General features: G+C 52.6%; 14 protein-coding genes and 1 tRNA gene. 10 read left to right on the top strand and 5 right to left on the bottom strand.

The window, feature by feature from the left end:
* Positions 1–144 precede the first annotated feature (144 nt).
* Together ACOQPU_RS22830 and ACOQPU_RS22825 are read left to right on the top strand one after the other, a co-directional pair.
* Complete coding sequence (locus tag ACOQPU_RS22830; RefSeq protein ID WP_420642142.1) at positions 145–1,539, top strand: sensor histidine kinase; 1,395 nt, start codon at positions 145–147, stop codon at positions 1,537–1,539.
* Positions 1,532–2,176 carry a response regulator gene (locus tag ACOQPU_RS22825; RefSeq protein ID WP_420642141.1) on the top strand — a complete coding sequence of 215 codons (645 nt, stop codon included), beginning with the start codon at positions 1,532–1,534 and terminating at the stop codon, positions 2,174–2,176. Before ACOQPU_RS22830 ends, ACOQPU_RS22825 begins: the two co-directional genes overlap by 8 nt.
* A 19-nt stretch (positions 2,177–2,195) precedes the next feature.
* On the opposite strand, the gene ACOQPU_RS22820 is transcribed toward ACOQPU_RS22825, so the two are convergent.
* From ACOQPU_RS22820 to ACOQPU_RS22800, 5 genes are all read right to left on the bottom strand, one after another.
* Positions 2,196–3,590: a hypothetical protein gene (locus ACOQPU_RS22820; protein WP_420642140.1), complete on the bottom strand. Its 1,395-nt coding sequence runs from the start codon at positions 3,588–3,590 to the stop codon at positions 2,196–2,198.
* Positions 3,591–3,752: 162 nt separating this feature from the next.
* Entirely contained in the window at positions 3,753–5,561 is a 1,809-nt protein-coding gene (locus ACOQPU_RS22815; protein ID WP_420642139.1) for a Calx-beta domain-containing protein, read from the bottom strand.
* Between the two features lie 227 nt (positions 5,562–5,788).
* On the bottom strand, positions 5,789–6,397 hold the full coding sequence (locus ACOQPU_RS22810; protein WP_420645864.1) for an ATP-dependent Clp protease proteolytic subunit: 609 nt from the start codon (positions 6,395–6,397) through the stop codon (positions 5,789–5,791).
* A 173-nt stretch (positions 6,398–6,570) separates the two neighbouring features.
* Entirely contained in the window at positions 6,571–8,154 is a 1,584-nt protein-coding gene (locus tag ACOQPU_RS22805; RefSeq protein ID WP_420642138.1) for a trigger factor, read from the bottom strand.
* 177 nt (positions 8,155–8,331) lie between these two features.
* Positions 8,332–8,413: transfer RNA gene (locus ACOQPU_RS22800), tRNA-Leu, on the bottom strand.
* A gap of 81 nt (positions 8,414–8,494) precedes the next feature.
* Here ACOQPU_RS22800 and ACOQPU_RS22795 point away from each other — a divergent pair.
* The 8 genes from ACOQPU_RS22795 to ACOQPU_RS22760 all read left to right on the top strand — a co-directional run bounded on the left by ACOQPU_RS22795 (position 8,495) and on the right by ACOQPU_RS22760 (position 19,475).
* Positions 8,495–9,592 (top strand): YihY/virulence factor BrkB family protein, encoded by a 1,098-nt coding sequence (locus ACOQPU_RS22795; protein WP_420642137.1) that lies wholly within the window; start codon positions 8,495–8,497, stop codon positions 9,590–9,592.
* Positions 9,593–9,609: 17 nt separating this feature from the next.
* Positions 9,610–10,239, top strand: a complete 630-nt coding sequence (locus tag ACOQPU_RS22790) for an NUDIX domain-containing protein (protein ID WP_420642136.1) — start codon at positions 9,610–9,612, stop codon at positions 10,237–10,239.
* Positions 10,240–10,330: 91 nt separating this feature from the next.
* On the top strand, positions 10,331–11,599 hold the full coding sequence (locus ACOQPU_RS22785) for a PQQ-dependent sugar dehydrogenase (RefSeq protein WP_420642135.1): 1,269 nt from the start codon (positions 10,331–10,333) through the stop codon (positions 11,597–11,599).
* A 219-nt stretch (positions 11,600–11,818) separates the two neighbouring features.
* Positions 11,819–13,063, top strand: a complete 1,245-nt coding sequence (locus tag ACOQPU_RS22780) for an amidohydrolase family protein (protein ID WP_420642134.1) — start codon at positions 11,819–11,821, stop codon at positions 13,061–13,063.
* 70 nt (positions 13,064–13,133) lie between these two features.
* On the top strand, positions 13,134–14,984 hold the full coding sequence (locus tag ACOQPU_RS22775; RefSeq protein ID WP_420642133.1) for an NACHT domain-containing protein: 1,851 nt from the start codon (positions 13,134–13,136) through the stop codon (positions 14,982–14,984).
* Positions 14,981–15,334 (top strand): inorganic diphosphatase, encoded by a 354-nt coding sequence (locus ACOQPU_RS22770; protein WP_420642132.1) that lies wholly within the window; start codon positions 14,981–14,983, stop codon positions 15,332–15,334. Before ACOQPU_RS22775 ends, ACOQPU_RS22770 begins: the two co-directional genes overlap by 4 nt.
* A gap of 239 nt (positions 15,335–15,573) precedes the next feature.
* Positions 15,574–17,532 carry a monovalent cation:proton antiporter family protein gene (locus tag ACOQPU_RS22765; RefSeq protein WP_420642131.1) on the top strand — a complete coding sequence of 653 codons (1,959 nt, stop codon included), beginning with the start codon at positions 15,574–15,576 and terminating at the stop codon, positions 17,530–17,532.
* A gap of 5 nt (positions 17,533–17,537) precedes the next feature.
* Positions 17,538–19,475, top strand: coding sequence for a monovalent cation:proton antiporter family protein (locus ACOQPU_RS22760; protein WP_420642130.1), 1,938 nt, complete (start codon positions 17,538–17,540; stop codon positions 19,473–19,475).
* Position 19,476 lies beyond the last annotated feature (1 nt).

Below are 19,476 nucleotides of genomic sequence, written 5' to 3'. Positions count from 1 at the left end.
TGTCGCAAGATGGTTCAGACTGTCGAGCCAAATTTTTCAGACCATAGTCCATGTTGGGATTGGCTAAAGTCTGTATAATCAAACTTCCAGCGTACAAATGTTTTACGTCTTTGTACTGCTGCATGTTTTCCTGAGGAGTAGGGCATGATTGCCAAAAGAGAGCTGACGCTGGCCCAGCAATATATGATTGCTAGTTTACTGGTGATGTTGGGCGGCATGGTGGGGATAGGGTTGTGGATTAGCGAGCAGATTGAAACGGCCGTTACCAATCGCACCGCCGCCGTTACAGCCCTCTATGTAGACAGCTACATCTCCCCCCATCTGCAAGGCCTGGCAGAAAGCGAAGCGCAAAAAGCTGTCAATGTGCCTGCGCTTGAGCGTTTGCTTTCAGACACATCATTAGGTGCCCAAATTGTCTCATTTAAAGTGTGGTCGCCTGACGGGATTGTGCTTTACGCCACCAATTCTGAGCTGATTGGGCAGCAATATCCTATCGAAGAAGGATTGGCCGCCGCCTTTAATGGCGAAGTCGTCACCGAGGTAAGCAATCTGGACAAGCCAGAACAAGCTCTGGAGCGGACACAGTGGGGTTCGCTTATTGAAACCTACGCACCCTCACGAGATGCCAACAGTGATACCATCATCGCCGTCTCAGAGTTTTACCAAACGTCAGACGGCTTAGAGACAGAAATTCGGTCGGCGCAGTTTCGCAGTTGGCTGGTCGTTGGAGCGGTGATGATAACAGTGTACCTTTTGCTTGCGGGCATTGTGGGGCGAGCTAGCAACACCATCATCTCACAGCAAAATGAATTGCGAGCCAACGTAACGCAGCTAAATGAACTGTTGCAGCAAAACGAGGAGCTAAACGGCCGTGTTCGCCGCGCCGCCGCCCGCACCACCGCCCTAAACGAGAAAAATCTGCGCCGCATCTCGGCCGATTTACATGACGGCCCCGCCCAGGATTTAGCCCTGGCACTCCTTCGCATTGAGTCACTATCAGAGGCGTTTGAAGACGAAAACCCGCAAGTTAGCCAGGATTTCCGCACCATCCAACTGGCAACCGAATCAGCAATGGAAGAACTGCGTACTATTTCGGCCGGGCTGCGCCTGCCAGAAATTGCCCCAATCAGCCTAACCGAAACCATCCGCCGCGCCGTACACGACTTTGAGAAGAAAACCCGCTGCAACGTAACGCTCACAATAGGCACTTTGCCAGAACAGGCACCGCTGCCCGTTAAAATAACAACCTACCGCGTGCTTAAAGAATCATTGGCCAACAGCTTTCGCCATGCCAATGGCGAGGGGTTAGCCGTGTATGTGTACCACACCGAAGATATTGAACTAACTATAGAGGTTTCCGACAATGGCCCGGGATTTGATGTGACCCGGACGGCCGTTTACAATCGCTTGGGGTTGGTTGGTATGCGCGAGCGCGTTGAACTGCTGGGCGGCCAATTTGAACTGCACAGCGCTATCGGCCGCGGTACAACCATTCGCACCCGCCTCCCCCTATCTGTACCTGAGGTTGAAGATGTCTGATTCCATAAGAATTTTGATTGCAGATGATCACCCACTGTTCCGAGAAGGCGTGGCACAATCACTCTCTGGTGAACCTGGCTTCACTGTGGTTGGCCAGGCAGGTTCTGGCGAAGAGGCGTTCTCGCTGGTGGGTGAACTGCTGCCTGACCTGTTGTTGCTGGATGTAACGATGCCAGGCAACGGCGGGATTGCCACAGCTAGCAAAGTTGCGACTGCGTGGCCGGTCGTTCGCATCATGATGCTCACCGTCTCTGAAGATCAAGATACGTTATTGGCTGCCCTGAAAGCGGGTGCCAGAGGGTATGTTTTGAAGGGCGTTACGGCTCGTGAGCTGGCCAACGCCGTGCGCGTGGTTGCTGGCGGCGATATTTACATTTCTCCGGCACTAGCTGGCGGCATTTTGTTTGAGCTTACCGCCAACAGACAGGATGATGATCCGCTTACCACGCTCACAGACAGAGAACGGGATATTCTGAATTTAGTAGCTGAGGGGCTTACCAATCGGGAAATTGGCGATAGACTCCATTTAGCCGAGAAGACGATTAAGCACTACATGACCAATGTGCTGCAAAAGCTGCAGGTACGCAGCCGGGTAGAGGCGGCACTGCTGGCTCAAAAGCATGGCCTGGCAAAATAAATTGCAGTTTTCAGGCTACTTAACGCAAATTGGTTAGTTGGAAGCCCTGATTAAGCACACGAAAAACGGCCGTATCCGTTGGGGGGCGTTGGTAGGTGAGAAAATATTGTAACGTTTGGCCGGGGGGCACGGTCCACGGGAAGGGTGGATTCGTAGAAAGTAACAAATAGATAGAGCCATCATCTGTTTGCAATGCCACATCGGATTCTGAAATGACAATGGGCTGGGTGCCCAAGTTTGTTACCTGACCACCCAAAATAAGGCTCGTCAAGTCCGTCGAGACATCCACCCGCGCCAGCGAGATGGCGGAGCCAGCGGCAGCGGCCGAACCACCGGTAAATGGCAGGGTGACATATACCTGCGCCCCAGAGCTGTTGTTGGTCACAATCCAACTCAGCGTATCGCTTTCCAAACCGAGGGGGATTTGGTAGCCCGCGCTGGCCTGGGTGATCTGATTGGCATTCAAAAAGCCCGACAGCGTGGGAAAATTGCCAAGCTGGGTGGCGATGGGGCTGACCACGTATTGATTGCCCAAATTATCTGCCAAGCTAAGCTGCAATCTGCTGCTGTCTAGAGCAGTCAGACCCACATTTTGAATTTGATAATCCACCACAAACAAGGCAAACCCCGGCGGAATTTCTGGTCGATCGGCAATGTAGGTAGTGCTGTTGACGGTAAGCTGAACGTTTTCGAGCTGGGCTGTTTCGCCCAGGCTCACCACATTACCATTGAGGCTATCAGTTTCGGCGATGACGTAACGGCCGTTTACTACGAGCCGCTCGGTGCCTTCTGAACCCAACAACACCAGCGAGATGCCGGGGGTGTTTTGGGCAAAAATATCTCGATTGGTTACAGGAACGGAAGTGCGTTCGTTAAAAGAGAAAGTAAACCGCGTGCCGCCCCGCGTGGCCAGCATCATCTCATCTCCAGGAGCCAGCCCCTCTAGCATGGCGCGATTTGCCTCGGTGTCTGGCAAGCCAACCACATAGTTGACGATGGTACCGTACACCCAAACGGCCGTACCAGCCTCATCTGCATCCAACGTGGGCGTCCAGGTGCCATCTGCACCGATAATTTGCGTCTGCACATCAAACCGCTGCCCCGGCAAGCTCAGCGTAATGGGCACATCCACCGTCACCGAGATAGTGGCGGAGTCGCTCATGCCTATCACCAGAGAGTCACCAGCCAGCAAACTGTCGTCATTATTGTTGGAAAACGGAGTTGGCGTGCCAGAAACGGCCGTGTCGTCCCCGTCATCTGACCCTTGCAGCAAAATAACCGATAAAACCACCACTGCCAGCAAAGCAACAAGGGCAATGCCGCTGGCGATCAGCACCGCTGGATTCGAGAATGTTTCTCGTAGAGAACGGCTGCTGTTTGCTGTTTGCCCATTTTCTTGTGGCTCAATCGACATAGAAAAACCTTATTTTTGTGCTTTCATGTAAATCACAAAAAGAAATTTGATGTAAGATGATCTGCAAAATAGTGATTTACTCGGAAAAACGGGAGAATCCTTGTTTTCTTAATTCAAACTACTTTCCCGTTTTCACCCAATTTGCTGTTTTTTCTGGCAGGATTACGGAATGCCAATGGGCAGCGGCTGCGGCGCGACGCGCACCAAGATTTCGGCATTATCTCCAACGACGACCTGACTGTAATTTAGGAAGGGAACCACCACGCGAACCGCGCCTGTGGCGTTTACGGCCGTAAATCGTGCTACCCCAGTTTCATTGGTATTGCCAAAAGAAAGCAGTTCGCCCGTGGCATTGTCGTAAAGCGCAACGGCCGCATTTACAATCCCTTCCGTCAGTTCCGGCAGGAAATTATTGTTGCTATCGTAATAAAGCGTCACATTGATGGTAGCCGTTTGGCTGCCACCACCAACTGGCGTGGAAGTGGGCAATGGTTGGAATTGCACAACTGGCGGTGGCGCAGGCGTTGGCGTAAAGAATTGCGAAAAGTCGATAGGCGTTGGTGTGGGGAACGGTGTAGGCAACGCGACAGTTGGCTGCGGCGTGGAGGTCGCAAAGGTGCCTCCCGTGCCCCCACCACCCGAACTGGTGGGGAATGGCGTTGCTGTCGGCGTTGATTCTTGTGCTGTGCAAGATAAGTCGTATTCGTGCAGGGCCGCTTCAGCCAAAGGTGGTTCATTTACGGGGCCAACCACGATGAAGAGCCAGCCTGTGTACGTGGAGAAGTAGCTCAATTCACTGCCGAAATCCAGCCCGCCCTTGTCGTCGTTGCCTAGCCAGGGGCTAAATGGATTCCCATTATTGTCCCAAAAAATCATGTTGGTATCCGCCGCCGACCCAGTTGGAATGATGGTTTCGCAGGTGTAAAAAATGCCTGGCTTAATCCACATCTTGTAAATGTCGGTATCACGGGTGCTGCCCAGCGACGGCACAAAGTTCATGCCAATCTTGGTTTCGCCAGAAACAATGAGGCAAGCCGTTTCGGTGGTGCTGTTGAACTCACAAACATCAACATCAGACGGGAAGCCGGCGGGGGGTGTGGAGGTTGGTTCTACTGTGGAATCCACTTCAAAACAGTACAGCTTGTTTACCGGGTCAACAGGGGATTTGTTGGTGACCCTTGCGTAGTAATATCCATCTGAATTGGCGGTAAACTGAATTTCTGAGGCAAAAATGCCGGGGGCAATATCATCATTGCTGGCAATGAGCGATTGGTTAATGTCGTACACATCCAGCACGGTGTCTAATCCGGCATCCAAATCAGATGTGTAAATGATGTAGGTGATGCCAGCTTTGCCCCACCAGCGGAAGTAATCCTGGTCCCCGGGCGGGTAAAAGGTTAGATCACACAGTTCAGCGGCATCTGCGGCCGTTTCTGTGGCTTCGTTAAAGTTATTGTTTGGTTCTAGGGCATCGGCAAAAACCTGGGGGGTCGGGGTAGCCCCAGAATCATTGTCGGTAATGTTGATGGACGCAACGCTAGGAGAGCCAAGCGTGGCACTGACCGGATTGGAAATTTGCAGAAGAAACGATTGGGTTCCTTCAACGGCCGTATCGTCTACAATAGTAATGTTTATTTGCTTAGGGGTAGTATCGTTGACGCCAAAGGTGATGGTTCCAGATGCTGCCACGTAATCAGAGACAGCAACGGCCGTACCGTTGGAGGTGGAGTAGCTTACAGTAATCACCTCGGTGGGCGCACTGTTCACATTGACGCTTAGTGTGGCCGTCCCTGCCCCTTCTGAAACGTTGAGGTTGCTGTTGTTCAGGGTGAGAACGGGCAATGTTTGTGCCTGAATAGGGCTAGCTACCTGCGTAAGCTGGTAAAAAGAAAGTGATGCGATAATAAGGATGGCAAAACTCAGCAAAACCGAGATGATGCGCATCATTTTTTTGTTCTGAGAACTAACCATAGTGTCCTCAACCCACCTGAAAGGGCTGGCGGAGAGATTTAGCACAACGCTTTCTAAATACCGCCTCTAATTTTACATAACTGATTTCATTAATCTACAAGAGGGATTATAAGGAGTGTCAAAAACAATAGCAAGTGTGGGGCGAAGTCACATAGTAGTCCAGGCAAAGAAAAACGGCCGCTTCCATAAGGAAAACGGCCGTTCAAAAAGTCGTTTAGACTAGCAAACTACTCTGTGCCAGTCGCTGCGCCAGTTAGTACCTCATCCACCAGGCCATACGCCATCGCTTCTTCAGCACCCATGTAAATATCCCGGTCGGTATCCTCTTCGATACGTTCCAGAGATTGGCCAGTGTGCTTAGACAAGATGTTGTTCAAAGAAGTCCGCAAACGCAAAATCTCCCGCGCCTGAATTTCAATGTCAGACGCCTGCCCCTGCGCCCCGCCCAGCGGCTGGTGCATGTGAATAGTGGCGTTGGGCAGCGCATACCGCATCCCTTTGGTGCCTGCCGTCAGCAAAACGGTGCCAAAGCTGGCCGTAAAGCCAACCGCCACGGTAGAAACCGGGCACTCAATCTGCTGCATGGTGTCGTAAATGGCCATACCAGAATACACCTGCCCACCAGGGCTGTTAATGTACATGCTAATTGGCTTACTAGAATCCTCACGCGCCAGGTAGAGAAGCTGGGCCACAATCAGGTTAGCAATCTGATCATTGATGGGCGTGCCCAGCATGATGATCCGGTTTTTTAGAAGCAAAGAAAAAATATCGTACGCACGCTCACCTCGTCCATCTGATTCCAGCACCATGGGGACAAGCGACGTTGGCAAATTCATCATGAGTTAGTCGTCTCCTAAATGTCGATAGCCGTGGTTACTCCGTTTGCTCTGCCTTCTTTTTATGCCAAAAACGCTTGTTGGCAACCAGCCTTACGAAGCATTCAGACAGTAACGCCACTATCGCAACAATAATGCGGGAGCAAGTGTAGCCCGCCACCGTTAGATTTACGTTATTCTTCTGCTTCTTCCAATTCTTCTACTTCTTCTTCTACTTCTGCACCGGTTTCTTCGGCATCGTTCTCTTCGGCAGCTTCTTCGGCATCCGTTGTCACTTCTTCAGATTCGGCCGTTTCTTCTGCTTCATCACTCTCATCTTCATCTTCTACTTCGGCCGCTTCTTCAGCTTCCAACTCAGCTAAATCGGGGGCATTGCCAGAAAGAACCGCCTCAATGCGCTCATACGTTTTATCCATCAGCACTTCGCTACTGAGCATATCAAAGCCGGGGCCGCTCTTGTAATAATCTTTCATGCCCTCAAGCAGAGCCTCATTGTCGCTAAATTGGCTCACGCGCTCGTCAATGGCAGCTTCAATATCGTCATCGTTAACGCGCAGCTTCTCATCGAAGATGAATTGGCGCAAGACAAGCTGCCGTTTTAACTGCTCTTCAGCACCTTCACGGAAATTTTCACGCAAATCATCTTCCTGCGTGTTTTGCAGCTGCAAGAAATCTTCCCAGCTCCAGCCAGCCCGCGTCACCTGGTTTTTGAAGTTATTCACCATGCCATCAATTTCAGTTTCAACGGCCGCAGGTGGGTAAATTAGCTCGGCATCTTCCAGCATGTCGTCAATCATGCCTTCAATAAGTTCATTTTTCGCTTCGCCTTCGGCGTTGTTTTGCAACTCCGTACGGATGGAGTCGCGCAGCTCATCTAGCGTCTCAAAGGTGCCTTCCAGCTTGGCCAGTTCATCATCCAACGGGGGCAAATTGCGACTCTGCACGTTAAGCACGTTAATGTTAAAGGTTGCTTCGCGCCCGGCCAGTTCTTCCTCGTCAAAATCTTCAGGGAAGGTAATGTTGAACGTTTTTTCGTCACCTGCCGCCATGCCGATAATGTTGTTGACAAAGTCACCACCCCAGAAAATCTGCTTGCCGTCCATGACCAAATCGACACTTTCGGTGTTGAAAATGATGTTATCTTCGGGGTGTTCGCTAGCTTCTTCGGATTCGGCCGTTTCTGCCTCGTCAGCTTCAGTTTCTTCATCAGCCTCTGCTGCTTCCTCGTCTTCATTTGGCAGCAGCTCCCCTTTGCCACTTAATGTCACCATGTCGCCTGGCTCAACGGGACGATCTGCGTCTTCCAATTCCTGATGCTGGGCTTGAATGCGCTCCAGAGCTTCATCTATCGCTTCCTCGGTAATTTCAACAGGCTCTATTTCTTTACGCAGCTCACGGTAATTGCCCAGCGTGACCTCTGGCGTAAGCGGAATGGTGAACTTCAGCACCAGCGGCTCCATTTCCATATCATCAAAGTTTGCTGGGGCGTAGATGTCGGGGTCAACCTCATCCAATGCTTCTGTAAAGACAGATTGGAGCATATCTTCGACGGCTTCGGTGCGCAGAGCTTCACGGCCCAACCGCTTGAGGAGCACCTGATAAGGCACTTTGCCCCGGCGGAAGCCAGGAATGTTGACCTCTTTGGCCAGCTTGCGGGCAGTTTGCCGCATCTGTTTTTCGACACGATCTTCCGGGACCTCTATGGTCATCAAAAGCTGTCGCTGTTCATCTTGTTCGGTTTGAATGTTTAACGTCACGAGTTACCTCTCATAAATGTTGGACTCACAGACCCCGCCAGGTTTTTGCCCAGCTCGATGATTGCACTATTTTAGAGAATACCTGTTCGGTCTGCGGGGTGAAAATCAATTGTTTACCCAGTCAGAAAAAGAAAGGAGCGTTGCCTGAGGAGCAACGCTCTTGGTCTTTAAAAATAGTGGGGATGGAGGGACTTGAACCCACACGCCTTGCGGCACATGATTCTAAGTCATGCGCGTCTGCCAATTCCGCCACATCCCCAGCAAGGTCGCAATTATACCACTGGAAAAGTCATTGCCAAACAAGTTGCGTCCAGGGCGCAATGCCAATAAGATTCGAGGCATGAAACAGTTTTTTGTGGGGCTTTTTGAGCTGTTGAAGGAAAGTGGCCAACGGTGGTCACAGGATAATGCATCGCTTTTGGCGGCGGCCATTGCCTATTACACCATTTTTGCGCTCGCGCCTTTGCTGGTTATTGCGGTGGCGGTAGCCAGCATTGTCTTCCGTGAGGCGGCTATTGAGGGGCAAATTGTGGCCAGCATTGGGGATGCGGTGGGGCAGGATACGGCCGTTGTCATCGAAAACCTCATTCACAATGCCAACAATTCCGGGGCCAGTACCATCGCCACCATTATCAGCACTGGATTGCTGCTTTTTGGTGCTTCTAACCTGTTTAATCAGCTTCAGCGCACCTTGAATATGATCTGGGGGATTCAACTCGCTCCTTCGAGCGGAGTGCTTGATTTCATTAAGAATCGCGCCCTAACTTTTTTGATGGTGCTGTTGGTCGGTGGCTTACTGCTGTTGTCGTTGATTATTAGTACGATGATTACGGCCGTTGGCGACAGTCTGGCGGTGTGGCTGCCGGGCATCGGTTCGATATTGCCGCAGCTCAACTTTCTTGCCTCTCTGGTTATTCTGACAGTGCTTTTTGCGCTGCTGTTTAAATTTTTGCCCGATGCCCAGCTAACGTGGCAGGATGTGTCTTTGGGTGCGGCAGTGACAACCGTGCTTTTTATGCTGGGTCGTTATCTCATTGGGCTGTACCTGGCACGGGGATCGGCCACGTCTACCTATGGTGCGGCGGGTTCATTTGCGTTGATTTTGCTGTGGGTCTATTACTCGGCTCAGATTTTCCTGTTTGGGGCCGAGTTTACCCAAGTGTATGCCAACAAGCATGGCTCTCGCCTGAAGCTGGCGAGCAATGCCGTTTGGCGCAATGATTTCAACGACCATTTATTTGATCCAGACACGGCACCAAGCTACCGCATCATCACAGCGCCGCCGCCGACTGAATTTGATGAAGGAACGGCCGCTCTGAGCAATGTCGAAGGAACCGTTCCACGCTGGCGACATTCGGTGGCAGCAGGGTTGCTGGGGTTGGCTGCTGGGTTGCTTTTTGCTTTTTTGGGCAGCCTACGCCGTGACAAAAGAAACTAACAACATACATTCCCACCATGACCATCCACAAAGTCACCGCTTTCATCACCCGTGAGCAGCCCGAAGGGCGACAACTGCTGCTGTTTCAGCATCCTCAAGCGGGGGTACAAATCCCAGCAGGCACGGTGGATGCGGGGGAAGATTGGCAAACGGCCGTTCTGCGCGAAGCAACAGAAGAAACCGGACTCACCCAACTCACCATCCACCGCTATTTGGGAAAAATCGAAAACGAGCTGGCCGCCGGGGAAGCGATTCTAAATCAGGACAGCTACATTTTTAGCCAGCCAGACAAAAGCTCGCTGCCGTTTGCGCCTTTGTTTAGCCGAGGGATGACGTTTGAAGTCGGGGAACAGGCTGCTCATTTTCACCACACCACCTACACTGAATACGATCAACTCCCTAACCCCACCCAAATCACGCTCTACATCGACGGCTGGCTGCCCAGCGAGCGACTAAGCTGGCGCAAAACCCGTCATTACGCCCACCTGCATTGCCACAAAGAGACTCCCTACCACTGGACGCTGCCCAGCGACCGCAGCCACACCTTTGCCCCTTTTTGGGTCAATTTACAGCCCAAACCCACACTCATTGTTCAGCCACAAAACCGCTGGCTGGATGATGTGTATGCAGCGTTGCTACGGCCGTAGCAAAATTGCTGTCCATTATTTTTTAGCTACAATTTGTTGTAAGTAAGCAGGTCTTCATCGTAGCCGTCGTTTCACAAACCAGCACGCTGTTATGTCAAATATTTCAGATTACGGGGGTATCAAAATGAGTCAGGCCACGCGCAGAAATCTAGCATTTTTAGCCATCTTTGTTTTCGTTTTTGCCATTTGTTACGCTCTCTCTTCACCGCTCACCACGTCAGCTTCTCAAGCTGGGGGAGGTACAAATAATACCTACCTGCCTCTCATCATGGTGCCGCGCGAATTCGAAGTTATCCCTACAAATGCCACGTTCAACAATGTCACCGATATAACCCACGCTGGTGATGAGCGACTTTTTGTAGCTGAACTGGCTGGAACCATTAGAATTTTGCAGCCCAACGGCACAACCTCTCTTTTTCTAGATATTCAAGATCGCGTATTGGACTCTGGCGCGGAGCAGGGGTTGTTTGGCCTGGCGTTTCATCCTGATTTTGCCACCAATGGCTACTTTTATGTGACGTACACAGCCAAGTTCCCACAAGATAACAATAAATCATACTTGCGACTGTCTCAGTTCCAAGTTACAGGCAATCCTGATGTGGCTGACCCGAACAGTGAAGCAGTGTTAATCAGTATCATCCAGGATTTTACAATTCATAACGGCGGCGCGTTAGAATTTAACCCCAGAGATGGCCAACTGTATATGGGCGTCGGTGATGATTCGCAAAATCTATTAGCCCAAGATGGTGGTTCTAAAAAAGGAAAGATATTGAGAATCAATGTTGATGCTGCCCAAGCGGCACAAAGCCTGACCATGCAACAAGTTGATGAGGATATGATGGCGGCAACGGCCGTCTCCATTGAAACATGGGCGAAGGGGCTGCGTAATCCCTGGCGGATGGCCGTCGATCCGGTGTCCGGCAATATCTACATCGGTGATGTTGGCGATCGTGCCTGGGAAGAAATTGATATGCTCCCCTTTGGGTATAACGGCAGTAATTTTGGCTGGCCTTGCATGGAAGGCCCTGATGTTTTGTTTACAGATGGTGACTGCAACAAAACGTTTGACCTGCCTATTCATTCCTATTCGGTAGGCTGCTCGGTCATTGCCGGGGAGTTTTTCCGCTTCGCTGGCGATTTAAGCCAAAAGGGGAGCCTGATCTTTGCCGACGGCTGCACCAGAGAAATTCAGGCACTCTCTTTTTCTAACGGGAGCTGGCAGGTAAACACCGTCGGGGATTTAGCCAATGCGCCAGATGGCTTCTTAACAACCTTTGGCCAGGACGTAAACGGCACCGTGTATGCTGGAATTCTGGGGGCAGATGTTCCCCTGTTGGAACTGTACATTCCACCACAGTAACGGTGTCCAATTTATTAACTGATGTTACGCACTTCGTCTAGGGAGACTACAAAAGTCTTGGCCGCATTTCAGACATTCGCCAGACTGAGGAAGACTTTTGTAGTCTTGGACTGCGTAACATGAGTTATTAAGCTAGTAGTAGCCCTGTCTCTCGACATCCGGTACACTTTGCCAGCCGCTAGCGGCAACCACTTGTTGTTTATAAAATTGGAGCGCAACATGAGTTATTCCCTCATCCACAATGGGACGGTGATTGATGGCAACGGCCGTTCCCCCATCCAGAACGGCGCAGTTCTCATCCGCGATAATAAAATTGAGCAAGTCGGGCGCAAAAATGAGATTCGCTTGCCCAACAGCGACGTGCAAATGATCAATGCACAGGGCGGCCACATCCTGCCCGGCCTCATCGACACCCACATCCACTTCATCTTCGACGGCATCAACTTTAATGAAGCGATGAACACGCCATTCTCCCTCAACTACTACAAAGCGATTGAACCCATGCGGCGCACGCTGGATGCAGGAATTATCAGCGTTCGTGACGCTGGCGGGGCCGATTTAGGCATGAAACAGGCGGTGGAGCAGGGGCTTATTGCTGGTCCGCGTATGCAAATCAGCATTAGTGTGCTGACCATCACCGGGGGGCATGGGGATAGCTGGCTACCGTCTGGCCTCGATTTCGGCCTGATTCCACCCACGCCGGGCCGTCCCAGCGGCTTGTGCGACGGCGTGGCAGAAGTCCGTAAAAAAGTGCGGGAGGTGCTGCGCGCCGGGGCAGACATCATCAAAGTTTGCTCCACAGGCGGCGTCCTCAGCCCCACTGACCACCCCGAATTTACCCAGTTCACGCCAGAAGAGCTGGAAGTAATGGTGCAAGAAGCGGCTTATCGACGCGGGGTGAAGGTGATGGCCCACGCACAGGGGGCTGAGGGGATCAAAAATGCGGTGCGGGCGGGCATCCACTCCATCGAGCACGGCATTTACGTGGATGATGAGGCGATTGAGCTAATGCTGGAGCGCGGTACATTTTTAGTGCCAACGCTGCTGGCCCCGCTGGCCGTGCTGGAAGCGGCCGAAGCGGGTGGCACGATGCCCGAATGGGGCATCCGCAAATCGCGCGAGGTGATTGAGATTCACAGCGAAAACATTGGCAAAGCGTTCAAGGCAGGCGTGAAGGTGGCGATGGGCACCGACGCGGGCGTGATGAAGCACGGCACCAACCTCCGCGAGCTAGGGCTGATGTGCAACGTGGGCATGTCGCCGATGGATTCGCTTGTGGCTACCACCAAAACGGCCGCACAATGCCTGGGTTGGGACGACAAGGTTGGCACGCTGGAAAGCGGCAAGCTGGCCGACGTCATCATCACGCAAACTGACCCGCTGGCGGACATCCGCAGTTTAGAAGATGTGGACAATATTCGGCTGGTGATGAAGGACGGCCGAATTCATAAAAACATTCTTTAGTGGCTGGTGGTTAGTGACTAGTCGTCGCAAAGAAACTAGCCACTAACCCCTAACCACTCGCAGCCAACCTATGGAAGTTCAACAAAACCACAACCGCCAAGTCATGCTCCAGCGGGTCAAAACGTATTGGCTCGTGGGGGTGCTGCAAGAGTCGCTGCACGGTGCGGAGATGATCGATCTCTCCATGACCTACCGCACCAACGCCGTTGCCAGCTACGCAACGGCCGGCTACCAGCAGCCAGACAATCTGCTCCCCGACGAAGTGTTCGACACCCCCCTGCCCATCGGCACCCAAATCACCGAAGTGTATGACGAAGCAGAAGGCACGCTGCTCATCATGGGCGAACCGGGCGCGGGCAAAACCACCATTTTGCTGCAACTGGTGAGCGATTTGCTGCTGCGGGCGCAGGTAAACACTACCCACCCTATCCCCATTGTTTTCAGCTTGGCTAGTTGGTCAGATAATTTGCCGTTGGGCGACTGGATGGTCAATGAGTTAGCCAATCGGTACGAAGTGCCCCGCCGTCTGGGGCAACTGTGGCTCAAAAACGGGGAGCTGCTCCCCCTGCTGGACGGCTTGGACGAGGTGGAGCAAGAACACCGCGTCGCCTGCGCCCAAGCAATCAACCAGTTCCGCCAACGCTATCTGACCCTGCCCACCGTCGTCACCTGCCGCATCAAAGATTATGAGGCGTTGGCCACGCGGCTCAATTTGGCGCAGGCGATTGTGCTACAGTCGCTCTCGCTGGAGCAGATTGACCACTATTTAGGCAGCATGGGGCCGCGTCTGGCGGGGCTGCGTGCCGCGCTGCAAACGGACATGACGCTGCGCGAACTGGCAGAATCGCCCCTGATGCTGAGCATGATGACGCTGGCCTACTACCGGATGCCGGAGCAGGTGGCGCTGTCGCTGGGTGACCGCAAGATGGGGCGCACGCTGCTGTTTGATGTGTACGTGGAGCGGATGGTGCGCTATCGTGGCGGCGAAGATCTGTATGAACCGACGCAAACGGTGGGCTGGCTGGGCTGGTTGGCGCAAAAGATGTCCCAGTTCAACCGCACCATATTCTTTTTGGAAGGGTTGCAGCCAAATTGGCTGCCCCGCGAGCAGCAGCGGCACTTTGTGTCGGGTCTGCGGAATCGGCTGGTGGGGCTGTTTGTGTTGATTGGTGTGCTCATCGGGCTGCTGGGTTTAATGATTGCTGATTGGCGGGCGTTGCTGGCTGGCCTTGGCGTGGGGCTGCTGACGGGTAGCTTGCTGGCTGGGTTCCGGCTGCTGCTGGTGTGGGCACGCGTCTCCTGGTTCCGCATCGAGACGGTGGAAACGCTAAACTGGCGTTGGCTGCGCGGATTGGTTGGCGGTGGCCTGGGTGCCGCTGGCGGAGCGGTGTTGGGTAGCTTGCTCTGGCTGGCAGGGCGCAGTTGGGAACTGTCTCCAGCGTGGATTTTGCTACTGGCCTTGTTGGGCTTTGTGAGCCAATTTGTGGCGCATGCGGTGGAGCGGGACGAGACAAAAATGCGAACCGTGCCGGGTCAGGGCTTTGTGCGGTCAGCGCAAAACGGCCGTCTCGTTGGCGCACTCACTGGGGTGGGAACGGCCGTTATGCTTGGGCTTGGCTGGCTGGTCAGTAATCTGCTCAACTGGTCACTCAGTTGGCAAACATTTTTGCTGTTTGCCTTGGGAGCCACGCTTTATCTAGGAATCTCTGCGGGATTGGCATATGGCGGCTTAGCAGCTTGGCAGCAGCGGCAGCTCAGCCGGGTGCTAGCTGAAAACCAGCTCATCCCCGAAGACTTTCTACCCTTTTTAGATTACGCCGCTGAGCGCAACCTGCTGCGCAAAGTGGGGGGCGGCTATATGTTTGTTCATCTGCTGCTCCTGGATTACTTTCGGGAGAATGGCAGCCGTCAATCTCCATGAACAAGCCCAATTATCCGGCGGCCACCTCATTTTTAGGCAAGATGGTAACGGCCGTTATCGATCGCCCTATGCATTCACAACATCCAGAGTGGCAATTTGTATACCCCCTGAACTACGGCTACCTACCTGGCGTACCTGCACCAGATGGCGACGAGCTGGATGTGTACGTGCTGAACGTAAACAATCCCTTGCAAACGTTTACTGGGGAATGCGTGGCGGTCATCCACCGCCTAAACGACGCGGATGACAAGCTGATTGTGGTACCACCAGGGGAAATCGTGACCGACACGGAGATTCGCGCACAAACCCATTTTCAGGAACAATTTTTTGATTCGATCATTATTCGCTAAAATCGTGCAAATTTTTTGCACTTTTTGAGAACAGAACTTACGCAATGAAGACTACAAAAGTCTGGTTCTCTCTGGAATTTACATCATTAGGCCCAAGACTTTTGTAGTCTAGTTAGGGCGAATGCGTAAGTCCTAGAGAAAATGAAACGCCATCCCACTCTCCCATTTTAACTAAACCAAACGTGAGATATTATGGAGAAAATCGTCTTGCTGAGTGAGACGTGATACGCTACAACATTATGGAATTTTTACAGGAACTCCCATTATTTTTACTTAATTTCAGTGTGATTGCCCTGGCATCCTGGCAAATTGGGCGACTGTTTGCCCACTTTAATTTGCCCAAAATCAGCGGCTATCTGTTTACGGGGCTTATTGCTGGCCCGTTTGTGCTGGGCTTTGCCAGCAATGAAGTAGTGGAATCGCTCCGGTTTATTGACGAGGTATCGTTGGCGTTCATCGCTTTTGCGGCGGGCAGCGAGCTTTATTTGCCAGAGATTCGGGGTCGGTTGCGAAGTATTGGTTTAGTAACGGCCTTTATTGTGTTCATCACGGTGGTGGGCGGTACGCTGGCGGTTTTCTTGCTGGCGGACTTTATCCCGTTTATGGATGAATTCTCGGTGAGCAGTCAAGTTGCTATTGCGCTAATGGCCGCCACCATCATGGTAGCACGTTCCCCCTCTGTGGCCATTGCCCTCATCAACGAACTGCGGGCGCGGGGGCCTTTTACCCAAATGGCACTGGGTGTAACCGTCATCTCTGATGTGTTGGTGATTGTCTTTTTTGCTATCAGTGCCGACATTGCCGACGCGATTCTGACCGGCGTTTCTATCAATTTGGGGCTTTTATTGCTGTTGGCGGTGGAGCTGCTGCTGTCTGTGGGATTGGGCCTTGTGCTCAGCCGGATGCTGCTGTGGGTACTCAATCGACATTGGCAACTCACGGTGAAAACGGCCGTTATTCTGACGTTTGGCTATAGCGTTTATCTCCTCTCTGGCTTTATCCGCGAATATACACATGATAACTTTCCTGTAGAGATTCTATTGGAGCCATTGCTCATTTGCATGGTCGCCAGCTTCGTCATCAACAACTTCAGCAGTTGCCGTCTGGAATTTTCTGAGATTTTGCACGATGTTGGGCCATTCATTTACGTTGCCTTTTTCACCCTGGTAGGCGAAGGGTTAAAGCTGGAGATTTTGGCCCAGGTGTGGCCCATCGCCCTGGCATTGGCACTTATCCGCATCGTCGTCATTCTGATTGGCTCCTTTGGCGGTGGTTTGCTCGCTGGGGATTCCATGAAGAGCAATCAGTACAAATGGATGGTGTTTGTGACGCAGGCAGGTGTCGCGTTGGGGCTGGCCAAAGAGGTGGCGGTTGAGTTCCCCGGCTGGGGCGACGCTTTTGCCACGACCATCATTGCCATGGTGGTGCTCAATGAGATTGTTGGCCCCATTTTGTTCAAATTTGCGCTAAACAAAATGGGCGAAACGCACGTACAGGCGGAACCAGCACCATTCGACGGCGTGCGGGATGCTATTATTCTAGGGTTCACGCCGCAATCCATAACGTTGGCGCGGCAGCTCAAGGCGCATCATTGGCAGGTTCGCTTGGCCGCACCAGAGAATGAAAAGACAAAAGCGGAGCTGGCCCGGCTTAACAACGGCATGGAGGTACATCTATATGATGAACTTTCGGTAGATGTTTTACAATCACTGGAGGCACCTCAGGCGGACAGCTTTGTTTTGATGTTGCCCAATGAGCAAAATCTGTCCGCCTGCGAGCTTATTTTTGAGCATTTTGGCACCGAGACGGTGGTTGTGCACTCTACTGACCGTGAACTCCGTCCGGCATTCCAAGAGCTTGGAGCCTTGATTGTGGAACCAGATACGGCCGTTGTCTCCTTACTTGAGCAATTTGTGCGCGCGCCATCTGCTTCCTCTTTGCTGCTGGGAACCGAGCATCAGCAAGAAATTGTGGACATCGAACTGCGCAATCGGGATTTGGATGGCATCACGCTGCGGGAACTGCGCCTGCCGCTAGACGTACTTATTTTATCGGTGCGGCGCGGGCAGCAAACGCTGGTTTCGCATGGGCACACGCAGCTAAAATTAGGAGACAAAGTGACATTGTACGGCGTGCCAGAGCGATTGGATGAAGTGATGCTCCGCTTCGACGCGCAAAGTGCGCCGGTAGCCCGATAACTTTTATGGCCCAATTACCAGATTTTTTCTATATTCTCGTTGCCTTTGGGGTCATTGCCCTGGCGGCGCGGCAAATTGGTGAATTTTTTACACGGCTGCGGCTGCCGCTAATTACGGGGTACCTATTTACCGGCCTGCTCGTCGGGCCATTTGTGCTAGGCTTTGCCAGTGAAGAGTCGCTAGAGCAATTGCGCTTTATTGATGAGATTTCGCTGGCGTTTATTGCCTTTGCCGCTGGACGCGAGCTTTATTTGCCAGAGCTGCGCGGCCGTTTGAGCAGCATTGGCTGGGTCACAGCGGGGCTTGTCCTCACTACCCTGGTTTTTGTGACAGTGGCGATGCTGCTCCTGGCAGATTACATTCCGTTTATGCGGGTGATGGAAGGCAACGGCCGTTTTGCCGTTGCTTTACTCGCTGGGTCCATCCTCACCGCCCGCTCCCCCTCTTCAGCTATTGCCATCGTCACAGAACTGCGGGCGCGGGGACCGTTTACCCAAATGGCTTTGGGTGTCACCGTCATTATGGACTTCATTGTTATCATGCTGTTTGCCCTCAGCACCTCCATCGCCGATGCCCTTTTTGCCGAAGTGCCGCTGAACATTAACTTCATCTTTCTGCTGCTCATTGAGCTAGCATTGGTGTGCACACTTGGCTTTGCCTTGTATTGGGTGCTGCGCTGGGTTTTGAGCCGTCGCTTCGACGCCTCGCTCAAAATCGGCCTGATTTTGTTGGCCGGGTACAGTACGTTTCTCATTTCTCACTGGCTGCGGGATTACTCTCACGACAATTTACCGTTTGAACTGTTGGCTGAACCGCTGCTTATTTGCATGATTGCCAGCTTTTTGGTGAACAATTACAGTTCTCTGCGTGCCGAATACGGCCGTCGCCTCAACGACATTGCCCCCTACATCTACATCGCCTTTTTCACCCTCACGGGCGAATCGTTGGAACTTGGCGTATTGGCCGATGCCTGGCAAATTGCCCTAGCACTGTTTCTTGTCCGTGTCGTGGCAGTGATGCTCGGGTCTTTCACGGGGGGTGTCCTCGCTGGCGACCCAATGCGCTACAACCGCGTGAAGTGGATGGCCTTCATCACCCAGGCAGGCGTGGCCTTGGGTCTGGCCAAGGAAGCGGCCGTAGAATTCCCAACGCTTGGCTCTCAGTTCTCTACCCTCATTATTGCCGTTGTGGTGCTAAACGAGATGATCGGCCCGCTCTTCTTCAAATGGGCCATTAACCATCTGAAGGAGGCCCACACCAGAGCCAAAACGCCAGAATTTGACGGCGTGCGGGATGTCATCATTTTTGGGGTGGAGGGGCCATCGCTGCTGTTGGCGCGCCAGCTAACCCGCCACAACTGGGACGTGAAAGTAGCCTGCCTGGAACCAAATTTGGTAGAAAATGCCAACGGCTCAGATTTGTCTGATCTCAGCCTGATTGCCATTGAAGATTACTCACTAAAAAGTTTACACGCCTTGGATGCAGAACGGGCAGATGCGGCCGTTCTGATGCTGTCTGATGAGGAAAATTATGCCATCTGCGAGCTGCTCTACGAACAGTTTGGCACCGAAACTGTCGTGGTTCGCTTAAATGACCGCATCAATTTCCATAAATTCCATGCGTTGGGGGCACTCGTTATCGACCCAGCCACGGTGATGGTCGGGCTGCTGGAACAGTTTGTCCGTTCGCCGTCGGCAGCTTCGCTGCTGCTAGGCATGGAAGAAGGGCAAGATGTGGTCGATATTGAGCTGCGCAATCCAGCATTGCACGGCATTGCTCTGCGTGATCTGCAACTGCCGCTGGACACGCTGGTGCTGTCCGTGCATCGCAACGGCAACACGATCATTTCGCATGGCTACACCCAGCTAGAGATGGGCGATCGGGTAACAATTGTGGGCAAAAACAGCAGCCTGGAAGAAGTGATGCGCAGGATGGATGGATAGC

The organism is Candidatus Leptofilum sp. (assembly GCF_965223285.1).
Taxonomy (GTDB): Bacteria; Chloroflexota; Anaerolineae; order Promineifilales; family Promineifilaceae; genus Leptofilum.
The sequence above is the reverse complement of the archived record's forward strand: the minus strand, read 5'-3'. Positions and strand labels throughout refer to the sequence as shown.

Coding starts and splice junctions, on each gene's coding strand:
- ACOQPU_RS22815 (WP_420642139.1), bottom strand. CDS start 5,561: ATGGTTAGTTCTCAGAACAAAAAAATGATGCGCATCATCTCGGTTTTG.
- ACOQPU_RS22820 (WP_420642140.1), bottom strand. CDS start 3,590: ATGTCGATTGAGCCACAAGAAAATGGGCAAACAGCAAACAGCAGCCGT.
- ACOQPU_RS22810 (WP_420645864.1), bottom strand. CDS start 6,397: ATGAATTTGCCAACGTCGCTTGTCCCCATGGTGCTGGAATCAGATGGA.
- ACOQPU_RS22770 (WP_420642132.1), top strand. CDS start 14,981: ATGAACAAGCCCAATTATCCGGCGGCCACCTCATTTTTAGGCAAGATG.
- ACOQPU_RS22780 (WP_420642134.1), top strand. CDS start 11,819: ATGAGTTATTCCCTCATCCACAATGGGACGGTGATTGATGGCAACGGC.
- ACOQPU_RS22825 (WP_420642141.1), top strand. CDS start 1,532: ATGTCTGATTCCATAAGAATTTTGATTGCAGATGATCACCCACTGTTC.
- ACOQPU_RS22830 (WP_420642142.1), top strand. CDS start 145: ATGATTGCCAAAAGAGAGCTGACGCTGGCCCAGCAATATATGATTGCT.
- ACOQPU_RS22760 (WP_420642130.1), top strand. CDS start 17,538: ATGGCCCAATTACCAGATTTTTTCTATATTCTCGTTGCCTTTGGGGTC.
- ACOQPU_RS22785 (WP_420642135.1), top strand. CDS start 10,331: ATGTCAAATATTTCAGATTACGGGGGTATCAAAATGAGTCAGGCCACG.
- ACOQPU_RS22790 (WP_420642136.1), top strand. CDS start 9,610: ATGACCATCCACAAAGTCACCGCTTTCATCACCCGTGAGCAGCCCGAA.
- ACOQPU_RS22775 (WP_420642133.1), top strand. CDS start 13,134: ATGGAAGTTCAACAAAACCACAACCGCCAAGTCATGCTCCAGCGGGTC.
- ACOQPU_RS22765 (WP_420642131.1), top strand. CDS start 15,574: ATGGAATTTTTACAGGAACTCCCATTATTTTTACTTAATTTCAGTGTG.
- ACOQPU_RS22795 (WP_420642137.1), top strand. CDS start 8,495: ATGAAACAGTTTTTTGTGGGGCTTTTTGAGCTGTTGAAGGAAAGTGGC.